Source organism: Streptomyces sp. NBC_00019, assembly GCF_045041015.1.
Lineage (GTDB): Bacteria > Actinomycetota > Actinomycetes > Streptomycetales > Streptomycetaceae > Streptomyces.
Map to the genome: position 1 here is coordinate 4,517,719 of NZ_CP108302.1, position 24,082 is coordinate 4,541,800.

19 protein-coding genes, 1 tRNA gene, 3 pseudogenes and 1 riboswitch are annotated in these 24,082 nt (G+C 69.4%); of the genes and pseudogenes, 10 read left to right on the plus strand and 13 right to left on the minus strand.

The genetic code is table 11. The features are described from left to right. Positions 1-43: 43 nt before the first annotated feature. The 3 genes and pseudogenes from OHU89_RS21175 to OHU89_RS21185 form a co-directional block, all read left to right on the plus strand. Positions 44-877, plus strand: a pseudogene (locus OHU89_RS21175) (ABC transporter ATP-binding protein); the annotation flags it as partial. Then, positions 868-1,251: pseudogene (locus OHU89_RS21180) on the plus strand (glycine betaine ABC transporter substrate-binding protein); the annotation flags it as partial. The pseudogenes OHU89_RS21175 and OHU89_RS21180, both read left to right, overlap by 10 nt. A 78-nt stretch (positions 1,252-1,329) precedes the next feature. Next, positions 1,330-1,770, plus strand: a complete 441-nt coding sequence (locus OHU89_RS21185) for a hypothetical protein (RefSeq protein WP_266891461.1) — start codon at positions 1,330-1,332, stop codon at positions 1,768-1,770. Between the two features lie 9 nt (positions 1,771-1,779). On the opposite strand, the gene OHU89_RS21190 is transcribed toward OHU89_RS21185, so the two are convergent. Then, complete coding sequence (locus OHU89_RS21190) at positions 1,780-2,541, minus strand: SDR family oxidoreductase (protein WP_405644999.1); 762 nt, start codon at positions 2,539-2,541, stop codon at positions 1,780-1,782. 149 nt (positions 2,542-2,690) lie between these two features. Between OHU89_RS21190 and OHU89_RS21195 the strand changes: the two genes are divergently transcribed. Further along, positions 2,691-3,518, plus strand: coding sequence for a helix-turn-helix transcriptional regulator (locus OHU89_RS21195; protein ID WP_405645001.1), 828 nt, complete (start codon positions 2,691-2,693; stop codon positions 3,516-3,518). 343 nt (positions 3,519-3,861) lie between these two features. On the opposite strand, the gene OHU89_RS21200 is transcribed toward OHU89_RS21195, so the two are convergent. After that, complete coding sequence (locus OHU89_RS21200) at positions 3,862-5,250, minus strand: cystathionine beta-synthase (protein WP_266891455.1); 1,389 nt, start codon at positions 5,248-5,250, stop codon at positions 3,862-3,864. A 149-nt stretch (positions 5,251-5,399) separates the two neighbouring features. Between OHU89_RS21200 and OHU89_RS21205 the strand changes: the two genes are divergently transcribed. The 3 genes from OHU89_RS21205 (at position 5,400) to OHU89_RS21215 (ending at position 8,917) form a co-directional block, all read left to right on the plus strand. Further along, positions 5,400-6,431, plus strand: coding sequence for an SGNH/GDSL hydrolase family protein (locus OHU89_RS21205; RefSeq protein ID WP_405645004.1), 1,032 nt, complete (start codon positions 5,400-5,402; stop codon positions 6,429-6,431). Between the two features lie 199 nt (positions 6,432-6,630). Then, complete coding sequence (locus OHU89_RS21210; RefSeq protein WP_266891451.1) at positions 6,631-7,851, plus strand: acetyl-CoA C-acetyltransferase; 1,221 nt, start codon at positions 6,631-6,633, stop codon at positions 7,849-7,851. 283 nt (positions 7,852-8,134) lie between these two features. Next, the gene (locus tag OHU89_RS21215; RefSeq protein WP_405654594.1) at positions 8,135-8,917 is read left to right on the plus strand and encodes a hypothetical protein; all 783 of its coding nucleotides are present in this window, start codon (positions 8,135-8,137) and stop codon (positions 8,915-8,917) included. A 1-nt stretch (position 8,918) separates the two neighbouring features. Here OHU89_RS21215 and OHU89_RS21220 read toward each other — a convergent pair whose 3' ends face one another. Beyond that, a complete protein-coding gene (locus tag OHU89_RS21220) occupies positions 8,919-9,230 on the minus strand; it encodes a hypothetical protein (protein WP_266891449.1) in 312 nt (103 codons plus the stop codon). Positions 9,231-9,334: 104 nt separating this feature from the next. Here OHU89_RS21220 and OHU89_RS21225 point away from each other — a divergent pair, with 104 nt between their 5' ends. Then, positions 9,335-9,565, plus strand: coding sequence for a DUF4287 domain-containing protein (locus OHU89_RS21225; protein WP_046257545.1), 231 nt, complete (start codon positions 9,335-9,337; stop codon positions 9,563-9,565). Positions 9,566-9,636: 71 nt separating this feature from the next. Here the strand turns inward: OHU89_RS21225 and OHU89_RS21230 are convergent, their stop codons facing one another. The 3 genes from OHU89_RS21230 to OHU89_RS21240 form a co-directional block, all read right to left on the minus strand. Further along, positions 9,637-10,563, minus strand: coding sequence for a Bax inhibitor-1/YccA family protein (locus tag OHU89_RS21230; RefSeq protein WP_267015685.1), 927 nt, complete (start codon positions 10,561-10,563; stop codon positions 9,637-9,639). A 193-nt stretch (positions 10,564-10,756) separates the two neighbouring features. Further along, entirely contained in the window at positions 10,757-11,932 is a 1,176-nt protein-coding gene (locus OHU89_RS21235; protein WP_405645007.1) for a 4-hydroxybenzoate 3-monooxygenase, read from the minus strand. A gap of 272 nt (positions 11,933-12,204) precedes the next feature. Continuing rightward, positions 12,205-12,287: transfer RNA gene (locus tag OHU89_RS21240), tRNA-Leu, on the minus strand. 392 nt (positions 12,288-12,679) lie between these two features. On the opposite strand from OHU89_RS21240, the gene OHU89_RS21245 reads away from it, so the two are divergent. Beyond that, positions 12,680-13,450 carry an ABC transporter ATP-binding protein gene (locus OHU89_RS21245; RefSeq protein ID WP_266891442.1) on the plus strand — a complete coding sequence of 257 codons (771 nt, stop codon included), beginning with the start codon at positions 12,680-12,682 and terminating at the stop codon, positions 13,448-13,450. Further along, positions 13,450-15,978: an ABC transporter permease gene (locus OHU89_RS21250; RefSeq protein ID WP_405645009.1), complete on the plus strand. Its 2,529-nt coding sequence runs from the start codon at positions 13,450-13,452 to the stop codon at positions 15,976-15,978. Before OHU89_RS21245 ends, OHU89_RS21250 begins: the two co-directional genes overlap by 1 nt. Before the next feature lie 53 nt (positions 15,979-16,031). Here the strand turns inward: OHU89_RS21250 and OHU89_RS21255 are convergent, their stop codons facing one another. From OHU89_RS21255 to OHU89_RS21285, 7 genes and pseudogenes are all read right to left on the minus strand, one after another. Then, positions 16,032-17,321, minus strand: coding sequence for a class I SAM-dependent methyltransferase (locus OHU89_RS21255; RefSeq protein ID WP_405645011.1), 1,290 nt, complete (start codon positions 17,319-17,321; stop codon positions 16,032-16,034). 147 nt (positions 17,322-17,468) lie between these two features. Next, positions 17,469-18,851, minus strand: coding sequence for an NAD(P)/FAD-dependent oxidoreductase (locus tag OHU89_RS21260; protein WP_405645013.1), 1,383 nt, complete (start codon positions 18,849-18,851; stop codon positions 17,469-17,471). 420 nt (positions 18,852-19,271) lie between these two features. Further along, entirely contained in the window at positions 19,272-20,228 is a 957-nt protein-coding gene (locus OHU89_RS21265; RefSeq protein ID WP_405654596.1) for an exopolyphosphatase, read from the minus strand. 201 nt (positions 20,229-20,429) lie between these two features. Then, a pseudogene (locus OHU89_RS21270) lies at positions 20,430-20,834 on the minus strand (DUF501 domain-containing protein); the annotation flags it as partial. Positions 20,835-20,879: 45 nt separating this feature from the next. Next, on the minus strand, positions 20,880-21,356 hold the full coding sequence (locus OHU89_RS21275; protein WP_046257553.1) for a septum formation initiator family protein: 477 nt from the start codon (positions 21,354-21,356) through the stop codon (positions 20,880-20,882). A gap of 101 nt (positions 21,357-21,457) precedes the next feature. Then, on the minus strand, positions 21,458-22,738 hold the full coding sequence (gene eno, locus OHU89_RS21280; RefSeq protein WP_266891431.1) for a phosphopyruvate hydratase: 1,281 nt from the start codon (positions 22,736-22,738) through the stop codon (positions 21,458-21,460). Between the two features lie 330 nt (positions 22,739-23,068). Continuing rightward, a complete protein-coding gene (locus OHU89_RS21285) occupies positions 23,069-23,758 on the minus strand; it encodes a transglycosylase family protein (protein WP_405645015.1) in 690 nt (229 codons plus the stop codon). A 3-nt stretch (positions 23,759-23,761) separates the two neighbouring features. Beyond that, positions 23,762-23,929: riboswitch (cyclic di-AMP (ydaO/yuaA leader) on the minus strand. Positions 23,930-24,082: the final 153 nt, after the last annotated feature.

Below are 24,082 nucleotides of genomic sequence, written 5' to 3' on the forward strand. Positions count from 1 at the left end.
GAGAACTCTGCATGACGTTATACAGCCGGGCAAGGGACATCTCATGATCCAGTTCGACGCGGTCCACAAGCGCTTCCCCAACGGCACGACAGCAGTCCACGACCTGACCCTCGACATGCCGGAAGGCGGCGTGACCGTCCTCGTCGGATCCTCCGGTTGCGGCAAGACGACCACCCTCAGGATGATCAACCGGATGGTCGAGCCGACCTCCGGCACCATCAAGGTCGGCGGCAAGGACATCACCCACCAGGACGCGGCCGAGCTGCGCCGCTCCATCGGCTACGTCATCCAGCAGGCCGGCCTCTTCCCGCACCGCACGGTGCTCGACAACATCGCCACCGTGCCGCTCCTCCTCGGCCACGGCCGCAGGAAGGCCCGCGCCCGCGCCGCCGAGCTCCTGGAGACCGTGGGCCTCGCACCGGACGCCGGCAAGCGCTAACCGCACCAGCTCTCCGGCGGCCAGCAGCTGGGGGTCCCCCCAGGCCTTTAGGGCACTGGGGGAGCGTCGGCGTGGCCCGCGCTCTCGCCGCCGACCCGCCGGTCCTGCTCATGGACGAGCCTCCCCCACTGCCCTGAACGGGCGCGGGAGGTGCCCCCAGGCGCGGTCGACCCCGTCGTACGCACCCAGCTCCAGGACGAACTCCTGCGACTCCAGAAGGAGTTGGGCAAGACCATCGTCTTCGTCACCCACGACATCGACGAAGCGGTCCGGCTCGGCGACCGCATCGCCGTCTTCCGCACCGGCGGCCACCTCGTCCAGTGCGCCACCCCCACCGAACTCCTCGCCCGCCCCGCCGACGACTTCGTGGCCGACTTCCTCGGCGCCGAGCGCGGCCTGAAGCTGCTCTCGCTGAAGACCCTGGCGGACGTCCCGCAGGTGTCCTAGGACTGAAGGACGTGTACGGCGTCGAGTTCAAGGAGTTCAAGTCGCTGGACTCCTCAGGACCGCTGGTCAAGGGCGCCCTGAAGAAGGGCGACGTGGACGTGGCGAACCTCTTCACCACGGACACCGACATCCAGGCCAACGACTGGGTGGTGCTGACCGACCCCAAGAACCTCATCCCGGGCCAGCACGTCGTCCCGCTCATCGCCGACCGCAAGGCCGACTCCACGGTCCGCAAGGCCCTCGCCCGTCTCGGCAACGTCCTCACCACGGCCCAGCTCACCGAGCTCAACCGCCAGGTCGACAAGGACAAGAAGGATCCGGAGGACGTGGCGAACGCCTACGCGACCCAGCACGGGCTGAGCTGACCGAGGGGCTGAACCCGACCATCAACACGGGGGGTATCCCCAGTGCGGCGGGCGTCGGCGCTGCCTAACTTGGATTCCATGAGCGGAATGGACGCGCGGGACGCCGACCTGAAGAAGGAACTCGACGCCACCCTGCAGGCCCGCAGGGAACTGGGCGAGGAGTACGAGTCCGCGCTGGTCGACTCCTTCCTCGAGAAGGTCGACCAGCGCATCGACGGCGCGGTGGAGCGCCGGGTGCGCCGGCAGATGGCCGAGCAGCAGATGGTGGTGGCCCGGGGCTCCCGGTCGCCGAAGCCCACGGACTCCTGGGGGGAGCGCTTCGGCTTCGGCATCGTCTCCATGGTCCTGGCGATCCCGCTGTCCGCGATCGGCGGCGGCATCGCCCACCTCCCGGGCCTCCTGGTCGCCTGGGCCGGCATCGTGGGCGTGAACGCCTTCCAGGCGGTCCGCACCAGCCCGGAGCTGTTCCGGGGCCGCCGCCGCCGTCACCACAAGGACGACGACGCCTGGGAGGACTGACCGGGCGGGTCACGCCTGCCGGGTCGGCAGCACCATGATCTGCCGCAGGTTGACGTGCCGGGGGCGGCTGGTGACGTACGCGACGACGTCGGCGACCTCCTCGGCCGACAGCGTGCCCACCGCGTCGACCATCCCGCCGAGCTGCTCCCGCAGCCCGTCGCTGTCGATGTGCGAGGGGAGCTCGGTCTGCGTCAGCCCCGGCTCGACGTTGGTGACCCGCACATCGCGCGGCCCGAACTCACCCCGCAGGGACTGGGAGAGATAGGTCAGCGCGGCCTTGGTGGCCCCGTACACCGCGTAGTTGGGGAACGTGATGTGCGCGCCGACGGACGAGATGTTCACGAGGTCCGCGGTCCGCCCCTCGGCGGCGGTGCCCACCAGATCCGCGGTGAAGGCCCGGATCATCCGCAGCACCCCGGTGACATTGGTGTCGATCATCCGCTGCCACTCGTCGCCGCGCCCGTCGTCGACGGGGTTCGGCAGCATGACGCCCGCCGAGTTCACGACCAGGTCGACAGCCCCGTAGGCGGCATGGATCCGCTCGACGGCCGCGTCCACCGAACCGTCGTCGGTCACATCGGTGACCACGGCGAGCGCCTGCCCGCCGTCGGCTCGGATCTTCTCGACGAGGGCGTCCAGCCGCTCCTGACGCCGCGCCAGCAGCGCGACCTTCGCACCCTGCGCGGCCAGGAGTACGGCGATGGCCTCACCGATCCCGCTCGCGGCCCCGGTGACGACGGCGGTACGGCCGGCCAGGTTCTCGTACGACATTGCGTGCTCCTCAGTGGTCGAAGGTCCGCCGGGCACCCCCGGCTACGACCACCACCCTGCGCCGCCCGGTCCGCCGTACCCAGGGATGAGCTTTTCCTGGGTCTGCCAGTACCAGGTTCGAATCCCGCCGCTCCCCTACGATCGAACTCATGGACGGGGACCTCGGAGACTTTCTGCGCACACGCCGCGCTCGTATCCAGCCGGAGGAGGTGGGGCTGCCCTCGCACGGGCGGCGCCGCGTACCCGGCCTGCGCCGGGAGGAGGTCGCGCAGCTGGCGGGCGTGAGCGTCGACTACTACATCCGTCTGGAACAGGGCAGAGGCCCGAGCGTCTCCGACGCCGTCCTGGACGCCGTCGCGCGCGTACTGCGCCTCGACGAGACGGAACACGCCTATCTGCACGCGGTGGCCCGCCCCCGTAAACAGGGCGCACGCCCGGCCGCCCCCCGGGTCCGCGCGGGCATCCAGCTGCTGCTCGACAGCATGGACCGCACCCCGGCCTTCGTCCTGGACCGCCGTATGACCGTCCTGGCCTGGAACGCCCTGGCCGACGCCGTCTTCGGCTACAGCGATACGACGGCCGAGGCCCGCAGCATCCCCCGCCAGGTCTTCCTCGACCCCGCGGCCCACGACTTCTACCCGGAGTGGCAGGCGGTGGCCGCCCAGTCCGTGGCCCATCTGCGGGTCCAGGCAGGCCACCACCAGAACGACCGGCAGCTGACCGCACTCGTCGGCGAACTCTCCCTCAAGAGCGAGGACTTCCGCCGCCTGTGGGCCGACCACCAGGTCAGGGAGTGCGCCTACGGCGTGAAGCGCGTCCAGCACCCGGTCGCGGGTCGGCTGGTCTTCCCGTACGAGAGCCTGACCCTGCCGAGTGACGGGGATCTGACGCTGCTGGTCTACACACCGGAGCCGGGTTCGGAGACGGCGGAGAGGCTGGCGCTGCTCGGGAGTTGGGCTTCCGCCGAGGTGCGTTGAAGGGTCCCGGAAAATACTTTCGCGGGGACCGCCGCACCCCCGTTGCCGGGGGGCGGGACGACGGCGGTCCCCGCGAGGGACGCTGACCGGGTCAGGGCCGGGCCTCGCGTCCAAGGCGTCTGTGGAGGTCCGGGAGCCGCTCCGGAGGTCCTGTGACGCCGTTTGGGTGCCGGCTGGGGCGGGGAGCCGCTCCCGCCCTGCCGACATCCACTAATGTGCCCGACCCGTGTTAAGCGTGTGCTGCGCGGACGTGACACGCTCGTACCACTTCCGCGAAGTCCACCAATTCGGTAGGCAAACGGAAGTCCGCCTGCCGCACCGCCGGTTCACCGGACGTTCACCGTCACTTCCCGCCCTTGGCGAGGAAGGCCAGCAGATCCTGCCGGCTGACGACACCGGTCGGCTTGCCCTCGACGAGGACCATCGCCGCGTCCGCGGTGCCGAGCACCGTCATCAGGTCGCCGACGGGCTCGCCGGAACCGACCTGCGGCAGCGGCGCCGACATGTGCTTCTCCAGCGGGTCCTCCAGCGAGGCCCGCTTGGCGAACAGCGCGTCGAGCAACTCCCGCTCCACGACCGACCCGACGACCTCCGCCGCCATGACGTCCGGGTGACCGGCGCCCGGCTTCACGATCGGCATCTGCGAGACGCCGTACTCGCGCAGCACGTCGATGGCCTGACCGACGGTCTCGTCCGGGTGCATGTGGACGAGGGACGGGATGGCGCCGTGCACCTTGTCGTTGAGGACGTCGGCGACGCGGGCGCTGGGACCCTCGTCCTCGAGGAAGCCGTAGTCGGCCATCCACTCGTCGTTGAAGATCTTGGACAGGTACCCGCGACCGCTGTCGGGCAGCAGCACGACGACGACGTCATCGGGACCGAGCCGCTCGGCGACCCGCAGCGCGCCGACGACGGCCATGCCGCACGAACCACCGACGAGGAGACCCTCCTCCTTGGCCAGGCGGCGGGTCATCTGGAAGGAGTCCTTGTCGGACACGGCCACGATCTCGTCGGCCACGGTCCGGTCGTAGGCGGTCGGCCAGAAGTCCTCACCGACACCCTCGACGAGATACGGCCGCCCGGAACCGCCGGAGTACACGGACCCCTCCGGGTCGGCGCCGATGACCTGCACCTTGCCGTCGCTGACGTCCTTCAGATAGCGGCCGGTACCGGAGATGGTGCCGCCCGTCCCCACACCCGCGACGAAGTGGGTGATCTTCCCTTCCGTCTGCTCCCACAGCTCGGGGCCGGTGGAGTGGTAGTGGGAGAGGGGGTTGTTGGGGTTGGAGTACTGGTCGGGCTTCCACGCACCCGGCGTCTCACGGACGAGCCGGTCGGAGACGTTGTAGTAGGAGTCCGGGTGCTCGGGGTCGACGGCGGTGGGGCAGACGACGACCTCGGCCCCGTAGGCCCGCAGTACGTTGATCTTGTCGGTGCTCACCTTGTCGGGGCACACGAAGATGCACTTGTACCCCTTCTGCTGGGCCACGATGGCGAGGCCGACGCCGGTGTTGCCACTGGTCGGCTCGACGATCGTCCCGCCGGGCTTGAGTGCGCCGCTCTCCTCCGCCGCCTCGATCATGCGCAGGGCGATGCGGTCCTTCACGGACCCGCCCGGGTTGAAGTACTCCACCTTGGCCAGGACGGTGGCCTGGATGCCCTTGGTGACGTTGTTGAGCCTCAGCAGCGGGGTGTTGCCGACGAGGCTGATCATCGAGTCGTGGAATTGCACCGTTGTCTCCGGATGCTGCAAAAGATGTGGTCTTGGTGATTCCGCCAGCCTAAAGCCCGGAGCGGTCGTTCACTCGCCGTTGAGATTGGACGACCGTCGGTACGGGGCAAGGAGTGGTTGTACGGCTAGCACGGAGGTGGCGGCGACGTATGACCAGCATGTCGAGGGCGAGGGTGGCCCGGCGGATCGCGGCCGGCGCGGCGTACGGCGGCGGCGGGATCGGTCTGGTGGGCGCGGCGGCCATGGGGCTGCTGCTGGCGGAGGTGCGACTGGCCAAGCGTCAGGTGGGCAACGGCAACGGTTCGTCGCCGCATGTGCCGAACGCGCAGGGCCTGTACGGCATCGCGTACGCCACGCCGGGTGAACCCGCGTTGCGGCTGACGATGCTGGGCGACTCCACGGCCGCGGGCCAGGGTGTGCACCGCTCGGGCCAGACTCCCGGGGCGCTGCTGGCGTCGGGGCTGGCGGCGGTGGCGGAGCGCCCGGTGGAGCTGCGCAACGTGGCGAACCCCGGCGCCCGCTCCGACGACCTGGACCGCCAGGTCGCGCTGATCCTCGCGGACCCCGGTCGGCTGCCGGACGTCTGCGTGATCATGATCGGCGCGAACGACGTGACGCACCGCATCGCGCCGACCCAGTCGGTGCGCCATCTGGCGGCGGCGGTGCGCCGGTTGCGCACGGCGGGCGCGGAGGTGGTGGTCGGCACCTGTCCCGACCTCGGCTCGATCGAACCGGTGCAGCAGCCCCTGCGCTGGCTGGCCCGCCGGGCCTCGCGCCAGCTGGCGGCCGCCCAGACGATCGGCACGGTCGAACAAGGTGGCCGCACGGTGTCCCTGGGCGACCTGCTGGGCCCGGAGTTCGCGGCGAACCCCCGCGAGCTCTTCGGCCCGGACAACTACCACCCCTCGGCGGAGGGCTACGCGACCGCGGCCATGGCGGTCCTCCCCACGGTCTGCGCGACCCTGGGCCTCTGGCCGACGGAGGAAGAGCGCCCGGACATCTCCCGCCGCGAGGGCTTCCTCCCGGTCGCCCGAGCAGCCGCGGAGGCAGTCGCGGAACCCGGCACCGAGGTAACAGCAGCAATGCCGACGGGCCCGAAGGGACCCTGGGCCCTCCTGAAGCGCAGGAAGCGCCGCCGGGTATCGGTGACGGAACCGGAGCGAACCCCGGCACAGCCCTGACTCCGGCCCGGCGGAGGCGAGGAAAGCAAGCGCTTAGTAAACTGCGGTCAGGGTCACACCCCCATACCCGTGACCTAGTCCATACGTACGGGTAACTTCCCAACCAGCCCGTGCCCCGAAGAACCACGTACTCCCGCCCGCCGCCCGACCACCGCCCCTCAACGAGGCGCTACGCGCCACACCCTTTTCTGGAGCCGTCATGCCCGAAGCAGTGATCGTCTCGACCGCCCGCTCACCCATCGGCCGCGCTTTCAAGGGCTCGCTGAAGGACCTCCGCCCGGACGACCTCACCGCCACGATCATCCAGGCGGCCCTGGCCAAGGTCCCGGAGCTGGACCCGAGGGACATCGACGACCTGCACCTCGGCTGCGGTCTGCCCGGCGGCGAGCAGGGCAACAACCTCGGCCGCATCGTCGCCGTACAGATGGGGATGGACCACCTCCCCGGCTGTACGGTCACCCGCTACTGCTCCTCCTCGCTGCAGACGAGCCGCATGGCCCTGCACGCCATCAAGGCCGGCGAGGGCGACGTCTTCATCTCGGCCGGTGTCGAGATGGTCTCCCGCTTCACCAAGGGCAACTCCGACAGCCTCCCGGACACGCACAACCCGCTCTTCGCCGAGGCCGAGGCCCGCACGGTCGAGGTCGCCCAGCAGGAGGGCACGACCTGGCACGACCCGCGCGAGGACGGCCTCGTGCCGGACGCCTACATCGGGATGGGCCAGACCGCCGAGAACCTCGCCCGCATCAAGGGCGTCACCCGCCAGGACATGGACGAGTTCGGCGTACGGTCCCAGAACCTCGCCGAAGAGGCCATCAAGAACGGCTTCTGGGAGCGCGAGATCACCCCGGTGACGCTCCCCGACGGCACGGTGGTCAGCAAGGACGACGGTCCGCGCGCCGGCGTCACCCTGGAGGCCGTCGGCGGCCTCAAGCCCGTCTTCCGCCCCGACGGACTCGTCACCGCCGGCAACTGCTGCCCGCTCAACGACGGCGCCGCCGCGGTCGTCATCATGTCCGACACCAAGGCCCGCGAGCTCGGCCTCACCCCGCTCGCCCGCATCGTGTCGACCGGTGTCTCGGGCCTGTCTCCCGAGATCATGGGCCTCGGCCCGGTCGAGGCGAGCAACCAGGCCCTGCGCCGGGCCGGCCTCACCATCGACGACATCGACCTGGTCGAGATCAACGAGGCGTTCGCCGCCCAGGTGATCCCCTCCTACCGCGACCTCGGCATCGACCTTGACAAGCTGAACGTCAACGGCGGCGCCATCGCCGTCGGCCACCCCTTCGGCATGACCGGCGCCCGCATCACCGGCACGCTCATCAACTCCCTCCAGTTCCACGACAAGCAGTTCGGTCTGGAGACGATGTGCGTCGGCGGCGGCCAGGGCATGGCGATGGTCATCGAGCGCCTCAGCTGACCAACTGCCCGTGACCGCACGGGCACCCGGCGTGAGGCTCGGGCCCAGAACCCTTGAACCACCAGGGTTCTGGGCCGTTTTGTGATCCAATCTCCCCCAGGATGTGACCTATCTCCCTTCGCGAAGGGATTTACGCAGGTCAAGGCCGTTCTCACACTAAACTCCGGGCCCAAAGTCCTGCCCGTTTCGTGACGTTACGCACTGACAGCGGGATAGTCCGCCCTTCAAGCTGATGTAGGAAGTCGGGGGTCGACTTTGAACCGGGAGTACGTCAGTGAGCGCCATGCCGATCGCCTTGCTGGTCACCACGGCCGCCACGGGCGCCGTGGCCGTCGCCGTCCTGCGCACCCTCATGCAGCTGCGCCGCCAGGTCGCGGCCCTGCACACCGAGCTTGCCAGGACGAACGCGACGGCCGCGCGCGGTCTCGTGCCGGCCGCCCGCCACTCCGCCGACGCCGCTGAGATACGAGCCGCCGTGGCCGAGGCCCTCGCCGAGGAGCGGGAGCGGGAGCTCGCCGAGGCGCGGGCGTTCTGGGCCGCCCAGGAGGCACGTGACGCCTCCGACGCGCCGACCCTGCTCGGCCTGCCCGACAGTGAGCTGTTCCTGCCCCGCCAGGCCGATTTCGTGGGCCTGGAGCCGCTGGAGCCGGTCTCCGAGCCGACGTCCGACATCGACGAGTTCGCCGGGGACTCCCCGGAGCTGGCCGCGGCCCGCCGCCGCCACCCCTCCCACCCGGACTTCGTCCCGGTGCAGTCGCCGGTGGTGAACGACCATGAGCGCACGGTGGCCACCCTCGAGGAACTGGCCGACGGTCGCGTGGAACTGGCCGACGTCCGCCCGGGCCCGCTGGGCACCCTCGACGTCTATGTCTTCGCCGACGGCACCACGCTCTGCATGACCCCGGGTCACCGGGAGACGGCGGAGCGCCTCTCGGCGGCCCTGACGGCGGGCGAGACCCCGATACTGCTGGGCGGTTCGGGAGTGTCGGGCGCGTACACCCTGACCTTCGCGTGCGGCGAGGAGAACGTCTACATCCTGGCCGACAGGGTCATAGCGAGCCTGTAGCTCAGACCCCGGCGCGCTTCTGCGCCTCCTCCACCAACTGAACGGCTTCATCGACTTGGCCCTCGTCCGTCAGGACGAGGGCCAAGTCGTGCACGGCCACCGTGATTTGGTCAGCGGCCGCGAACATCCCGGCGTCCGGCATCTCCCGAGGCTCCTTCGAGGGATCTTCGAGAAGCTGCGCCCGACGGACCAACTCCCTGGCCAGCCCCAGTGCCTCGGTGGCGCCTCCCCGCTGCAACCGGCTCTGGGGGGCTGCCCTCAGCCGGTCGGCGAAGTGATCCACGGCTTGCGTCAAACGCGCTGTATCGGCCACGGCGACACCGTACGCGCCGCACCGGGACTGTTGCCAACGGGCGAACGCTCAGGCACGGTGACCTGAAGGACCGGCTTACATCCCCTTTGCGTCCGGAGGCGCCGATGTCCCACGTCCTCTCCGAGGAGACCCACCGCAATCTGCTCGCCCGCATCCCTCACTGCACCGGTCGTGAAGTGTCCGACTGGCTCCGCACCGTCGAAGAAGGGCCCTCTCTCTTCCGCTTCGAGGAAAAGGTCAGCTGGCTCCGCCACGAACACAACCTCGCCTACGGCCACGCGAAAGCTCTCATCCACGAGTACGACCTGAGGAGGGCCGCGCGCAACCTCCTCTAGGCGCGCGCACGCACCCAGACGACGAAGGGGCCCCGGGAGAACCCGGGGCCCCTTCACGCACGCGGGGTGCGTCAGTCGCTGCTGTTGAGGATCGCGATCAGCCTCAGGAACTCGAGGTAGATCCAGACCAGCGTCATGGTCAGACCGAACGCCGCCAGCCAGGCCTCCTCGCGCGGGGCACCGTAGGCGATGCCGTCCTCGACCTGCTTGAAGTCGAGGGCCAGGAAGCACGCACCGAGCAGGACGCCGATGATGCCGAAGACGATGCCGAGGCCACCGCTGCGGAAGCCGAGGCCGTCACCGCCGCCGAAGGCGGCGAACAGGAGGTTCACCATCATCAGCAGGACGAAGCCGAGCGCGGCCGCCATCACGAAGCCGTAGAACCGGCGGTTGACGCGGATCCAGCCCGCCCTGTACGCCACCAGGACCGCGACGAAGACCGCGAGCGTGCCGATCACGGCCTGCATGGCCGCGCCGCTGGCGATGCGGTTGTCGACCACGCTGGAGACGACGCCGAGGAAGACACCCTCGAACGCCGCGTACGAGACGATCAGCGCGGGCGAGGCCTTGCGCTTGAAGGACTGGACGAGCGCCAGGACCATGCCGATCAGGGCGGCACCGATGGCGATGCCGTACGACCGGCCGATGTTGGCGTCGTCGACCGGCAGGGCCGCCCAGGCGACCGCGGCCGTGACGACCAGGATGCCGAGGGTGGTGCCGGTGCGAAGGACGACGTCGTCCATCGTCATCCGGCCGGTGGTGGCCGGGGCCTGCGGCGGCGCGCCGTGCTGCAGGTCCTGCTGGGCGTAGGGATTCTGCGCGTACGGGTTCTGCGCGTAGGGGTCCGCCTGCGGCTGGGCATACGGGTTGCCCTGCGCGTAGGGGTTGGCCTGCGTGCCTACAGCGGCGCCCCCGGCCTGCGGCTGGGCGTTGAAGCCCGCGTAGCCGTTGTCGCGGCTGAACCCCCGTCGCGAGAAGACCGGGTTGCTGCTCCTCATTTCACTCCTCCATGGCCACTGTGGTGGGCCTTGGCCTAAGAGTAATAGGTAGGCAAAGGATTGACCCTAATGCTTGGGGAGGATCTTTCCCTTGTTGTGCTGGCCAACACGCTACGCGGCCCACTGATTCCCGGCCACGGAGGGGCAGGTTCATGACCAAGCCGGTACATCGCCGCGACCGGCCGGAGATCACTCACCCGAACGGGAACCCCGTGTACCCCTCGGCCAGATCGGTCTCGGCGGCCTCGGACGAGGCGATCCGCTCCAGCCGCGCCACCTGGAGCCGGTCCTCGAAGGGGGTGGCGTCGGGGGCCCGGTGCAGCAGCGTCGTCATGTCGTACGAGAACCGCTCGGCCTGCCAGACGCGGCGCAGACAGGTCTCGGAGTAGGCGTCGAGGAGCTCGGTGGACCCCGTCTCCTTCTCCTGCGTCAGCGCCCGCGCGAAGGTGACGACATCCCCTACGGCGAGATTCAGCCCCTTCGCCCCGGTCGGCGGCACGATGTGGGCGGCGTCCCCGGCGAGATAGAGCCGGCCGTGCCGCATGGGCTCATGGACGTACGACCGCATGGGCGTGACGGACTTCTGGGTGATGGGGCCCCTTTGGAGCCGCCAGTCGTCGTCGGTCTCGAAGCGCCGCTCCAGCTCGTCCCAGATCTCCTCGTCACCCCAGCTCTCCGCGTCGGTTCCCTCGGGCACCTGGAGGTAGAGCCGGGAGACGGACGGCGACCGCATGGACAGCAGGGCGAAGCCGCGGTCGTGGCGGGCATAGACCAGTTCGTCGTGGGAGGGCGGGACGTCGGCGAGGATGCCGAGCCAGCCGAAGGGGTACGTCCGCTCGAAGACCCGGGTCAGCTCCTCGGGGATCGCCTTGCGCGCGACGCCCCAGAACCCGTCGCACCCGACGACGTACTCGCACTCGAGAACGTCCTCACGCCCTTCATGCCGGAACCGGATGCTCGGGCTGTCCCCGTCCGCCCCCTCCACGGCCAGCGCCTCCGCCTCGAAGAGCAGTGGCCCGCCCTCCTTGAGCTGGAGGGCGATGAGGTCCTTGCACACCTCGGTCTGCGCGTAGACCATCACGGACCGCCCGCCGGTGAGGGCCGGGAAGTCGACCCGGTGCCGCTTCCTGTCGTACCGCAGCTCTATCCCGTCGTGCCGCAGCCCCTCCCTCTCCATCCGCTCCCCGGCCCCGGCCGCCCGCAGCACGTCCACGGTCCCCTGCTCCAGGATCCCGGCCCGCTGCCGCTGCTCGACGTAGGAGCGGTCACGGCTTTCGAGGACGACCGAGTCGATGCCGGCGTTGTGAAGCAGCCGGGCGAGGAGGAGGCCGGCGGGGCCGGCTCCGATGATGCCGACGGTGGTGCGCATCGGTCGTTCCCTTCGGTGGGCGTCATTGCCGCTGTTCGCGTGACTCGTGGTTCGTGCACGCTTCGCGCGGGGTTCGTATAGTGAAATTTACTTCACTGAGTTGCTCTCGCGAGTCTGGGGCGGGTGGCGCCGTGTGTCAACGGTCGGTGCGGGGCAGAACGCCCGGGCGGGTTCGCGAGGGGGTGGGCCGCGCCATCGCACTGTCGCGATGTGCTGAAGGAAGGACCCCACGGGAAGCGGTGTCTGCCTACGGGTTCTGAAAAGGTCGGAGGTGCCCGGAACCGGACTTGAACCGGTACGCCCGCGAGGGGCAGCGAGGTTTAAGCTCGCCGTGTCTGCATTCCACCATCCGGGCAGGCCATGGGCTCCGCGTCGAGGTTCGAGCCTATCGGGATACATCCCCCGAACAGCGGACGGGCGGACCGATGTTGTCTTATTTTATTGACGTCTGAGGGTGCATCAGCCCGTGGAACGGGCCATCCGCACTTGCCAATAGCCTTACGCGTGACGGCCGACCACGCATGCGGAATGACGGAATTTCACCGCCCGAACGAGGGGGCTCCACCTGTTCTCGACGCGGCCCGCCCTCAGGGGCTCCCGTCATCCCCAGGTATGAGACGACCGGGCGCGGTCAACCGGAAGTCGCCCCCCGGAACCGGAACAGCGGCTGACTACACGGCGGCGAGGCGCCGAGACGATGGTTCACGTCCCCTGAACATGTCGTCGTCCCGTCAGGAGCGCCCACCCGTGACCACCACTCCCATCGCCGGCCGAGCCACCACCGTGGCCGCTCGCGCCACGGATCTGTCGAAGATCTACGGACAGGGCGAGACCCAGGTGGTCGCCCTCGACCGGGTCTCCGTCGACTTCCGGCAGGCCGAGTTCACCGCGATCATGGGCCCGTCGGGGTCCGGCAAGTCCACGCTGATGCACTGTGTGGCCGGACTGGACACGTTCTCCTCCGGGTCCGTACGCATCGGCGACATCGAGCTGGGCTCCCTCAAGGACAAGCAGCTCACCAAGCTCCGCCGGGACAAGATCGGCTTCATCTTCCAGGCGTTCAACCTGCTGCCGACGCTGACCGCGCTGGAGAACATCACACTCCCCATGGACATCGCGGGCCGTAAGCCGGACAAGCAGTGGCTGGACTCGGTGATCCAGATGGTGGGGCTGAAGGACCGCCTCTCCCACCGGCCCTCCCAGCTCTCCGGCGGCCAGCAGCAGCGCGTCGCCGTCGCCCGTGCCCTCGCCTCCAGGCCCGACATCATCTTCGGCGACGAGCCCACCGGAAACCTCGACTCGCGCTCCGGCGCCGAAGTGCTGGGCTTTCTCCGCAACTCCGTACGGGAGTTGGGGCAGACCGTGGTGATGGTGACCCATGACCCGGTGGCCGCCGCGTACGCGGACCGGGTCGTCTTCCTCGCCGACGGGCGGATCGTGGACGAGATGTACCAGCCGACCGCGGACTCGGTGCTCGACTTCATGAAGCAGTTCGACGCGAAGGGCCGTACCTCCTGATGTTCCGCACCGCCCTGCGCAACGTCCTCGCGCACAAGGCCCGGCTGCTCATGACGGTGCTCGCCGTGATGCTCGGCGTGGCCTTCGTGTCCGGGACGCTGGTCTTCACCAGCACCATCTCGAACGCCTACCAGAACAGCTCGGCCAAGGGCTTCGACCAGGTTGACGTGGCCGTGCAGCCCAACTACCAGGAGAGCAAGGGCGACAAGGTCGGCAAGACCCCCGAACTCACCCAGGCACTGCTCGACAGAAGCGCGAAGGTCGACGGGGCCGCCTCGACCATCGGTGTCGTCAACGGCTTCACGGCCATCGCCGACAAGGACGGCAAGCTCATCGGCGGCGGCTTCCAGTCGCAGGGCGGGAACTACTGGGGGGACAAGGACCCGCGGTACCCGCTGAAGGAAGGTGCGGCACCGCACGGCAGGAACCAGGTCGCCATCGACTCCGAGACCGCCGAGCGCGCCGGCTACAAGGTCGGCGACACGGTGCGGATCTCCGTCGACGGGCCGGTCCTCGCTCCGAAGATCACCGGCATCTTCACCACCGACGACGGCAACGTCGCGGCCGGCGGCAGCCTCGCCCTGTTCGACACGGCGACCGCGCAGACGCTGTTCGGCAAGACGGGCACGTACGACCAGATCGACGTGAAGGCCGCCTCCGGCACCTCCCAGACCGCGCTGAAGGCCGCCCTCGACAAGGCGCTGCCGATGAACCTCGTGGAGACCACGACGGGGCGTCAACTCGCCGACGACCAGGCCGAGATGATCTCCGCGTCGATGGCCGGGCTGAAGCAGGGCCTGCTGGTCTTCGCGGGCATCGCGCTCTTCGTCGGCACGTTCATCATCGCCAACACCTTCACCATGCTGGTCGCCCAGCGCACCAAGGAACTCGCGCTGCTGCGGGCCGTCGGCGCCTCGCGCCGGCAGGTCACGCGGTCGGTGCTGATCGAGGCCTTCGTGGTCGGCACGGTCGCCGGGGTGACCGGTCTGGTCGCGGGCATCGGCATCGGCGCCGGGCTCCGGTCGCTGATGGGCACCCTGGGCGCCACCGTCCCCGACGGCCCGCTGATCATCTCCGGCGGCACGGTCGCCACCGCCCTCGCGGTCGGTGTCCTCATCACCATGCTGGCGGCATGGCTGCCGGGCCGTCGGGCCGCGAAGATCCCGCCGGTCGCCGCGATGAGCAGCGTGCACGCGCAGGCCACCACCAAGTCGCTGGTGCTGCGCAACACCCTGGGCGCCCTCTTCAGCGGCGCCGGCGTCGCGGTCGTCCTGGCGGCCACCACGATGGAGGGCTCGGACGGTCAGGCCCCGATGGGCCTCGGCGCGGTCCTGCTGATCATCGGTGTGTTCATCCTGACCCCGCTGCTGTCCCGCCCGCTGATCGCGGCCGCCGCGCCCGTCCTGCGGATCTTCGGCACGGCCGGCAAGCTGGCCCGTCAGAACTCGGTCCGCAACCCCCGTCGTACCGCTGCCACCGCCTCCGCGCTGATGATCGGCCTGACCCTCATCACCGGCATGACGGTGATGGCGGGCAGTCTGCAGAAGTCGATCGACAAGATGGCGTCGTCGGCGATCCGCGCGGACTACGTCGTGTCGATGGCGAACGGCAACGAGCTCTCGCCGGATGTCGCGAAGGAGCTGACCCGGGTCGACGACGTCACCGAGATCAGCCCGATGCGCAACTCCCCCTCCCGCATCGGCGGCGAGACGGAGTACCTGACCGGCGTCAACGGAGCCTCGTTCGGCAAGCTCACCGATCTCAAGGTCGACGACGGCGCCTTCAAGGTGGGCGGCACACAGGTCGTCGTGGACACCGATCGTGCCGAGCAGCGTGGCTGGAAGGCCGGTTCGAGCTTCACGGTCGCCTACGAGGACGGCAGGAAGCAGAAGCTGACGGTCGCCGGGGTCTACGAGGGCAACGAGTTCTTCAGCGGCATCCTCCTCGACAACGCCACGCTCACCCCGCATCTGTCGGACACCGCCGACATGATGGTCATGGTGAAGACGTCCGACGGCGCGACGAGCGCGACGAAGGACAAGCTGGAGAAGGCCCTCGGCACCAACCCGGCCATCAAGGTCCAGAGCAAGCAGGACCTGTCCGACGACATCGCGCAGATGTTCACGCTGATGCTGAACATGCTCTACGGCCTGCTCGCCATGGCAGTGATCGTCGCGGTCCTCGGTGTCATCAACACCCTGGCCATGTCGGTCTTCGAGCGCTCCCAGGAGATCGGCATGCTCCGCGCGATCGGCCTGGACCGCAAGGGCATCAAGCGGATGGTCCGCCTGGAGTCCCTGGTGATCTCCCTGTTCGGCGGGGTGCTCGGCATCGGCCTGGGCGTCTTCTTCGGCTGGGCGGCCGGCGAGCTGCTGGGCACCAAGATGGCGACGTACGAACTGGTCCTGCCGTGGACCAGGATGGGCCTCTTCCTGCTGCTGGCGGCGGCGGTCGGCGTCCTGGCGGCCCTGTGGCCGGCCCGGCGCGCGTCCCGGCTGAACATGCTGACGGCCATCAAGTCGGAATAGCCGTACGGCGTTCGGGGCCCGTCGCGTGCGAGCGGCGGGCCCCTTTTGTCTGTTCAGTTCCAGGTGCGCGCCCGCAGTGGCAGCCCGGAGGTGCCGGACTCCGGTGGCCGGACGGCCAGGACCTGGTTGACGCCGATGCGGTTGCGTTCGAAGGCGAGGGCGCAGGCCGCCATGTAGAGGAGCCAGACCCGGGCCCGGCCGGGGCCCGCGATCCGCTGGGCACGGGGCCGGTCGGCCTCCAGGTTCGCGACCCAGCGGCGCAGGGTGAGGCCGTAGTGCTCGCGGATCGACTCGACGTCACGCGCCTCCAGTCCGGCGCGCTCCAGTTGGGTGACGGTGGTGCCGAGGGGGGCGAGTTCGCCGTCGGGGAAGACGTAGGCGTCGATGAACTCGTCGACCCGGTAGGTGGTTTCGTCGCGCTCCGGGCGGCGGGCGATCTGGTGGTTGAGGAGTCGTCCGCCGGGCTTCAGGAGGGCGTACAGGTCCCGGGCGTACTCCAGGTACCGGTCGGCGCCGACGTGTTCGGCCATGCCGATGGAGGCGATCGCGTCGTAGGGCCCGTCGGTGACGTCCCGGTAGTCCTGGACGCGGATCTCGACCCGGTCGGTGAGTCCCTCGTCGGCGACGCGTTTACGGGCGTAGGAGGCTTGTTCCTGGGAGAGGGTGACGCCGACGACGCTCACGCCGTGCTCGCGGGCGGCGTGGATGGCCAGCGATCCCCAGCCGCAGCCGACGTCGAGGAGCCGCTGACCGGGTGTCAGGCCGAGCTTGCGGCACACGAGTTCGAGCTTGTCGCGCTGGGCGGCCTCGAGTGTGCCGTGGGGGGACTCCCAGTAGGCGCACGAGTAGACCATCGACGGGCCGAGGACGATCTCGTAGAAGTCGTTGCCGACGTCGTAGTGGTGGCTGACGGCGCGTCTGTCGGTGCGCTTGGTGTGGAGGTGGCCGCGGCGGCGGACCTCCTCGCGGGGCGGGGCGGGCGGCAAGGGAACTCCGCCGAGCTTCACGAGGCCGCGCACGGCGGCCCGTACCTGGGGGTCGCGCAGCGCCTCGGAGAGGCTCCTGGACCCCTCGTCGCGCTCCCAGACGAGGCCCGAGATGAGGCCGAGGGCGGTGTAGAGGTCGCCGTCGATGTCGAGGTCGCCGGCGACCCAGGCGCGCGCGAGGCCGAGCTCGCCGGGCTTGAACAGCAGCCGCCGGACGGCTCGGCGGTTGCGCACGATCAGCACGGGGGCGCCCGGCGGGCCCGCCTGGGATCCGTCCCACGCGCGGATACGCACCGGAAGGGGGACTCCCAGTAGTTGTTCCAAGAGGTTCTTCAGCCGCAGGGCGGCATAGGACATGGCGCACACCTCCGTGACGAGGATCCCGGTTTTGTCCACCTGCTTAAACAACGACAGGCCGGGACGCAATCCCAGGAACGCCGAAGGACCTCCCGCACCACGGATGGCGGGAGGTCCTTCGGGTGGTTGTTCAGTGACCTGAGCGGGTCAGGAGGCCTTCGCCTCGGTCTTCTGCTCCGGCTTAGCGGCCGCCGGCACGGGCTTGGCGGCCTCGTAGAACTCCTCGCGCGGGTGCTCCATCGCGCCGAGGGAGACGACCTCGCGCTTGAGGAACATGCCGAGGGTCCAGTCGGCGAAGACGCGGACCTTGCGGTTCCAGGTCGGCATCGCCAGACCGTGGTAGCCACGGTGCATGTACCAGGCGAGACGGCCCTTGACCTTGATCTTCACCTTGCCCATGACGATCATCGCGACGCCCTTGTGGAGGCCGAGACCGGCCACCGCACCCTTGTTGGAGTGCGCGTACTCCTTCTGCGGGAAGCCCCGCATGCCGGAGACCACGTTGTCGCCGAGGGCCTTGGCCTGACGCAGCGCGTGCTGGGCGTTCGGCGGGCACCAGGCGTTCTCGACGCCAGCCTTGCGGGCCGCGACGTCCGGGACCTGGGCGTTGTCGCCGGCGGCCCAGATGTAGTCGGTGCCCTGGACCTGGAGGGTCGGGGCGGTGTCCACGTGGCCGCGGGGGCCGAGCGGGAGACCGTAGCGCGACAGGACCGGGTTCGGCTTGACGCCGGCGGTCCACACGATGGTGTTGGAGTCGACCTCCAGCCCGTTCTTCAGCACCACGTGGCCGTCGACGCAGGAGTCCATCGAGGTGGAGAGGTAGATCTCCACACCGCGGCTCTCCAGGTGCTCCTTGCCGTACTGGCCGAGCTTGGGGCCGACCTCGGGCAGGATCTTGTCCGCGGCGTCGACCAGGATGAAGCGCATGTCCTCGCGGGACACGGTCTTGTAGTACTTGGCCGCGTCGCGGGCCAGGTCCTCGACCTCACCGATGGTCTCCGCACCGGCGAAGCCGCCGCCGATGAAGACGAAGGTGAGCGCCTTGCGGCGGATCTCCTCGTCGGTGGTGGAGTCGGCCTTGTCGAGCTGCTCGAGGACGTGGTTGCGCAGGCCGATGGCCTCCTCGACGCCCTTCATACCGATGCCCTGCTCGGCGAGGCCGGGGATCGGGAAGGTGCGGGAGACCGCGCCGAGCGCGATGACCAGGTAGTCGAAGGGCAGCTCGTACGCCTCGCCGACCAGCGGGGCGATCGTGGCGACCTTGCGGTCCTGATCGATGGTGGTGACCCGGCCGGTGAGCACCTCCGCCTTGGGCAGCACGCGTCGCAGCGGGACGACGACATGGCGAGGGGAGATGTTGCCGGCGGCGGTTTCGGGGAGGAAGGGCTGGTAGGTCATGTACGACCGGGGGTCGACGACCGTGACGGTCGCCTCGCCGTAGCGCATCTTCTTGAGAATGCGCCGAGCTGCGTACAGGCCTACGTACCCACCGCCTACTACGAGGATCCTGGGACGCTCCGTGGTGCTCATGCCATCGAGTATCCACCCGCCTCAGGGGGGTCGCTCGTGCGCCCCTTCACAAGCTCCGACGGGGTGTGTGTTATCCTCCGCGACTCGCGTGATCCAGGTCATGGCGCGGACCGGGAACCGGCGTGTAGGGCGGGCCGTTGTCAATGCCGCGTGAGCTGCCTCTCCGGCCTTTCGGAGCCTTCGTGAGACCTTCGAGACGATCTCGCGCAGCACCCTCGCAGAGGGTCCGCGTCCAGCCGTTTTGAACGTGTTCACAGGGGCGTTCGGGCCCCGGAAGGGTCAACCGGAACACATTCATCGCCCAACGGGACCGATTTCCTTGTGAAGAACTTCACGAACTTTTCCGACGGCACGCGACAGAGGGGCCCCGAAGGGCCCCTCAGACGTGCTCATACGTTGTTCTTCCTGCTCAGCAGAGGGCTACGTGATCGACCACGCGATGCCATCGAGGATGTCGTGCTCGCTCACGACGACCTCCTCGGCCCCGATCCGCTCCATGATCGAGAGCAGTACGAGAGCCCCCGCGGCGATGACGTCCACGCGCCCGGGATGCATCGAGGGCACGGCCGCGCGCTCGGCGTGCGTGGAGCGCAGCAGCCACTCGGTGATCTCCCGGACCCGCTCGCGGGAGACCCGGGAGTGATGGATGCGGACCGAGTCGTACTCCGGCAGCTCCTGCGCGATCGCCGACACGGTGGTGACGGACCCGGCGAGCCCCACCAGCGTGCGCGCGTCGCGCAGCGGCACGGACTCCTCGGCGAGGTCGAGGGCGGCCTCGATGTCGGCACGCATGGCGGCGATCTGCGCCTCGGAGGGCGGGTCACCGACCGCCCCGTCCTGGACGAGATGCCGCTCGGTCATCCGCACACAGCCGATGTCGACGGAACGGGCGGCGCGCACCTGGTCGTCCCCGACCACGAACTCCGTCGAGCCGCCGCCGATGTCCACGACGAGATACGGCTCGGCGAACCCGTCGTGACCGGTCAGCTCCTTCGTGGCGCCCGTGAAGGAGAACTCCGCCTCCCGCTCACCGGAGATGACCTCGGGCTCGACCCCGAGGATCCCGACGACGCCCTGGACGAACTCGTCCCGGTTCGAGGCGTCCCGGGAGGCGGAGGTGGCGACGAACCGCACCTTGCCGGCGCCCAGTTCACGGATCACGTCCGCGTACTCCCGGCAGGCCGCGAACGTCCGCTCCAGCGCCTCCGGGGCCAGTCGGCCGGTCCGGTCCACGTCCTGGCCGAGCCGCACGATCGTCATCCGCCGGTCCAGCTCCAGCAGCTCACCGGTGGCGGGATTGACGTCCGCGACGAGGAGCCGGATGGAGTTCGTACCGCAGTCGACGGCCGCGACCCGGCTGAACCCCTCGGGGACCAGCGGGGCGTGAGCGAAGAAGCCGCTGCGGGCCTCGGCGGGATCGGAGACCACGCCCTCCTCGCCCGGCAGTTCGTCCGCCGGGTCGGGAGCCACGAGCGGCTGCACGCACGGACCCTTGCGCCACCACTCCGGCAGCATCTCGATCGCCTCGTCGCCCAGCGGGTTCACGCCGGGCCCCGCGGCCAGGGAGTGCCCCACCAGTACGTGCAGACACTTCACCCGGTCCGGCATGCCACCCGCGCTGGGGAAGCCCTCCAGGACCTCGATGGCGTCACGGCGCGCGATGTAGTCCTCGTGCGCGGCGCGGTAGGCGGCGGCGAGCTCCGGGTCGCTCTGGAGCCGCTCCGTCATCTCCTTCATGACGCCGTTCGCCTCCAGCGTGCCGATCGCCGAGGCGGCGCGCGGGCACGTCAGGTAGTACGTCGTCGGGAAGGGCGTGCCGTCGGGGAGCCGGGGGGCCGTCTCCACCACGTCCGGCTGGCCGCACGGACAGCGGTGCGCGATCGCGCGCAGGCCGCGCGGCGGACGTCCGAGCTGCTGCTTGAAGGCCTCGACGTCGGCGTCGGTGGGCTCGGTGCGCTCAGTGGTCGGCGGGGGCGTTTCCATGCCGTACGAAAGTCTCTCTGCTGTCTGACTGCGGAAAAGGTCGGTTCACTGGTCGGAGGCGTCGGACTTGTCGACCCCGTCCCAGACGTTGGAGTACCAGGGGCGGTCGGCCGCCCCCATGTCGGCCCGCGACTGCCGCGCCGCGCCCGGGTCGACGACGATGAACCCCGTCTCCCCCGGCATCACGTAGTGGAGCCGCTCGCGGATCCGCTGCTCGGCGTACGCGTCGTCCTGCCAGCGTGCCTTCTGGTCCCGCAGCTGCTCGACCCGCTGCCGGGCCTGTTCCTGCTGCCGCTGGAGGTCCGCGATCTCGGCGCGCTGGGAGACGTACTGCCTTATCGGATAGGCGAGCGCGACGATCAGCGAGCACAGGACCAGCGCGAGCAGTGCCGCCCGGCCGGTCAGCCGGGAGCGGCGGGCCTGCCGCTTGGTCTGGGAACGGTAGACCCGGGCCGCGGTCTGCTCGCCGAGCAACCGGATCCTGGTCGCGGTGGAGAACCGGTCCCGGTCCTTGACGGCCATGTCCCAGCCCCTCCTTCACACACGCGCGTACGTCCCCGCACACGGTACGGGACCGGTGCGGGGACGTACGTACGACTGGCTAAGGCTTAGCCCTGCCGAGATCAGCCCTTGAAGCGGGGGAACGCCGAGCGGCCGGCGTACACCGCGGCGTCGTCGAGGATCTCCTCGATGCGCAGCAGCTGGTTGTACTTGGCGACGCGGTCCGAGCGGGCCGGGGCGCCGGTCTTGATCTGACCGCAGTTCACCGCGACGGCGAGGTCGGCGATGGTGACGTCCTCGGTCTCGCCGGAGCGGTGGGACATCATGCACTTGAAGCCGTTGCGCTGGGCCATCTCGACGGCGTCCAGCGTCTCGGTCAGCGAGCCGATCTGGTTCACCTTGACGAGCAGGGCGTTGGCGGAGCCCTCCTCGATGCCGCGGGCCAGGCGCTCGGGGTTGGTGACGAACAGGTCGTCGCCGACGATCTGGACCTTGTCACCGATCTTCGCGGTGATGGTGTTCCAGCCGGCCCAGTCGTCCTCGTACAGCGGGTCCTCGATGGAGACGAGCGGGTACGCGGAGACGAGCTCCTCGTAGTACTCGGTCATCTCGGCGGCCGAGCGGGACTTGCCCTCGAACTCGTACTTGCCGTCCTTGTAGAACTCGGACGCGGCGACGTCGAGCGCGAGCGCGATCTGCTCGCCGGGGACGTAACCGGCCTGCTTGATGGCCTCGATGATGAGGTCGAGCGCGGCGCGGTTGGACTCCAGGTTCGGCGCGAAGCCGCCCTCGTCGCCGAGGCCGGTGGACAGGCCCTTGGTCTTCAGCACCTTCTTGAGGGTGTGGTAGACCTCGGCGCCCCAGCGCAGCGCCTCGGAGAAGGACTCCGCGCCGATCGGGGCGATCATGAACTCCTGGATGTCCACGTTGGAGTCGGCGTGCGAGCCGCCGTTAAGGATGTTCATCATCGGAACGGGCAGCAGGTGCGCGTTCGGGCCGCCCAGGTAGCGGAAGAGCGGGAGGTCGCTGGCCTCGGAGGCGGCGTGGGCGACGGCGAGGGAGACGCCGAGGATGGCGTTGGCGCCGAGCGAGCCCTTGTTGTCGGTGGCGTCCAGGTCGAACATGGCCTGGTCGATCAGGCGCTGCTCGGTGGCGTCGTAGCCGACGAGCTCCGGGCCGATCTGCTCGATGACGGCGAGGACGGCCTTCTCGACACCCTTGCCCAGGTAGCGGTTGGGGTCACCGTCGCGGAGCTCGATGGCCTCGAAGGCACCCGTGGAGGCGCCGGACGGAACGGCGGCACGACCCGTGCTGCCGTCGTCGAGGCCGACCTCGACCTCGACCGTGGGGTTGCCTCGGGAGTCCAGGATTTCCCGGGCTACGACGACGTCGATGGACGGCACGAGCATCTCCTTCATGGGATGTGACACGGTCCGCCGGGACCGCGGTGTGTTCTGCGAGACGAGCCTAACCGGCTCGGGGCGATCGGCCACCGCGTGGACCGCCCCGTGGACAGAACCGAGAGTAAATTGTTTCTGAACGGAACAAAGACGCTTTCGGAAACCTGACAGAAACCGGCGCAGAAAAAAGCCCCGCCCCGGTGCGTACGGGGGAACACGCACCGGAGCGGGGAGCCCGTGGGGACGGGGGGACCCTCACGAGGCCTTCAGTATGAGGACCACGGATGTGAGGGCACTGTGGTTCAGCTGGGTCCTGCTTGAGTGCCGCAGCCCTTACTTGAGGTGCAGCTGCTGACCCGGGTAGATGAAGTCGGCGTCGCTGACGATGTCCTTGTTCAGCTTGAACAGCTTCTGCCAGCCGCCCTTGACGTCGTGCTCCTCGGCGATGGCGCTGAGGGTGTCACCCGTGACGACCTTGTACTCGCCGTCGCCCTTCTTGACCTTCTTGCCGGTCGGGGTGGTGACGGTCTTCTTGGCGGCCGGGCGCTCGGAGGAGCGGGAGGCCCCCTGCTCGGAGGAGCGGGTGCTGGTGCCACTGTCGCTGGAGGAGCTGCTGCCCGAGGAGCTCGACGAGCCGCCGCCGGTGTAGCTCGCGCTGGACAGGCCGACGCCGCAGGACGGCCAGGCACCCTTGCCCTGACCCGCGAGGACCTTCTCGGCGATCTCGATCTGCTGCGCCTTGGTGGCCTGGTTGGCCTGCGAGGCGTACGCCGTGCCGCCGTACGCGGCCCAGGTGGAGGCGGAGAACTGCAGACCGCCGTAGTAGCCGTTGCCGGTGTTGATGGCCCAGTTGCCGCCCGACTCGCACTGGGCGACGGCGTCCCACTCGGAGGCGGTGGCGGCGGAGGCGTTGCCGGCCGCCATCAGCGGGGCGGCTATGGCGACACCGGTGACGCCGGCGAGCGCGGCGGCGCGGGTGGCCTTGGACGGACGACGGTGCTTGCCCTTACCGGAAAACAGCATGGTGGATCCCCTCACCGACGCCTGCGAGGTGAGCTGTCGGGTTCGGGCCGGTTGAGTTGCCCGGCCGCGCATCTCGCGATGCGCGACTTCACCCCAAGCCGGACCAGCGTGAACCGCTGGGCCCGGCACTTACCTTGGGTCCCCCGCTCCTGCCTACGGCGCATGACGCGACGACTGTTCCCGTACGGCCGCTGGCAGGATTCGGCGTTGCGGCAGACGGGGCTCGCGGTGACGAGCGGTGTTGACCGTAGACAGGGAATCCGGGGAATTTCAAAGACGATCAGGGCTTCTGAGACTCATCCCACACTTTCGCCAAACCGGACA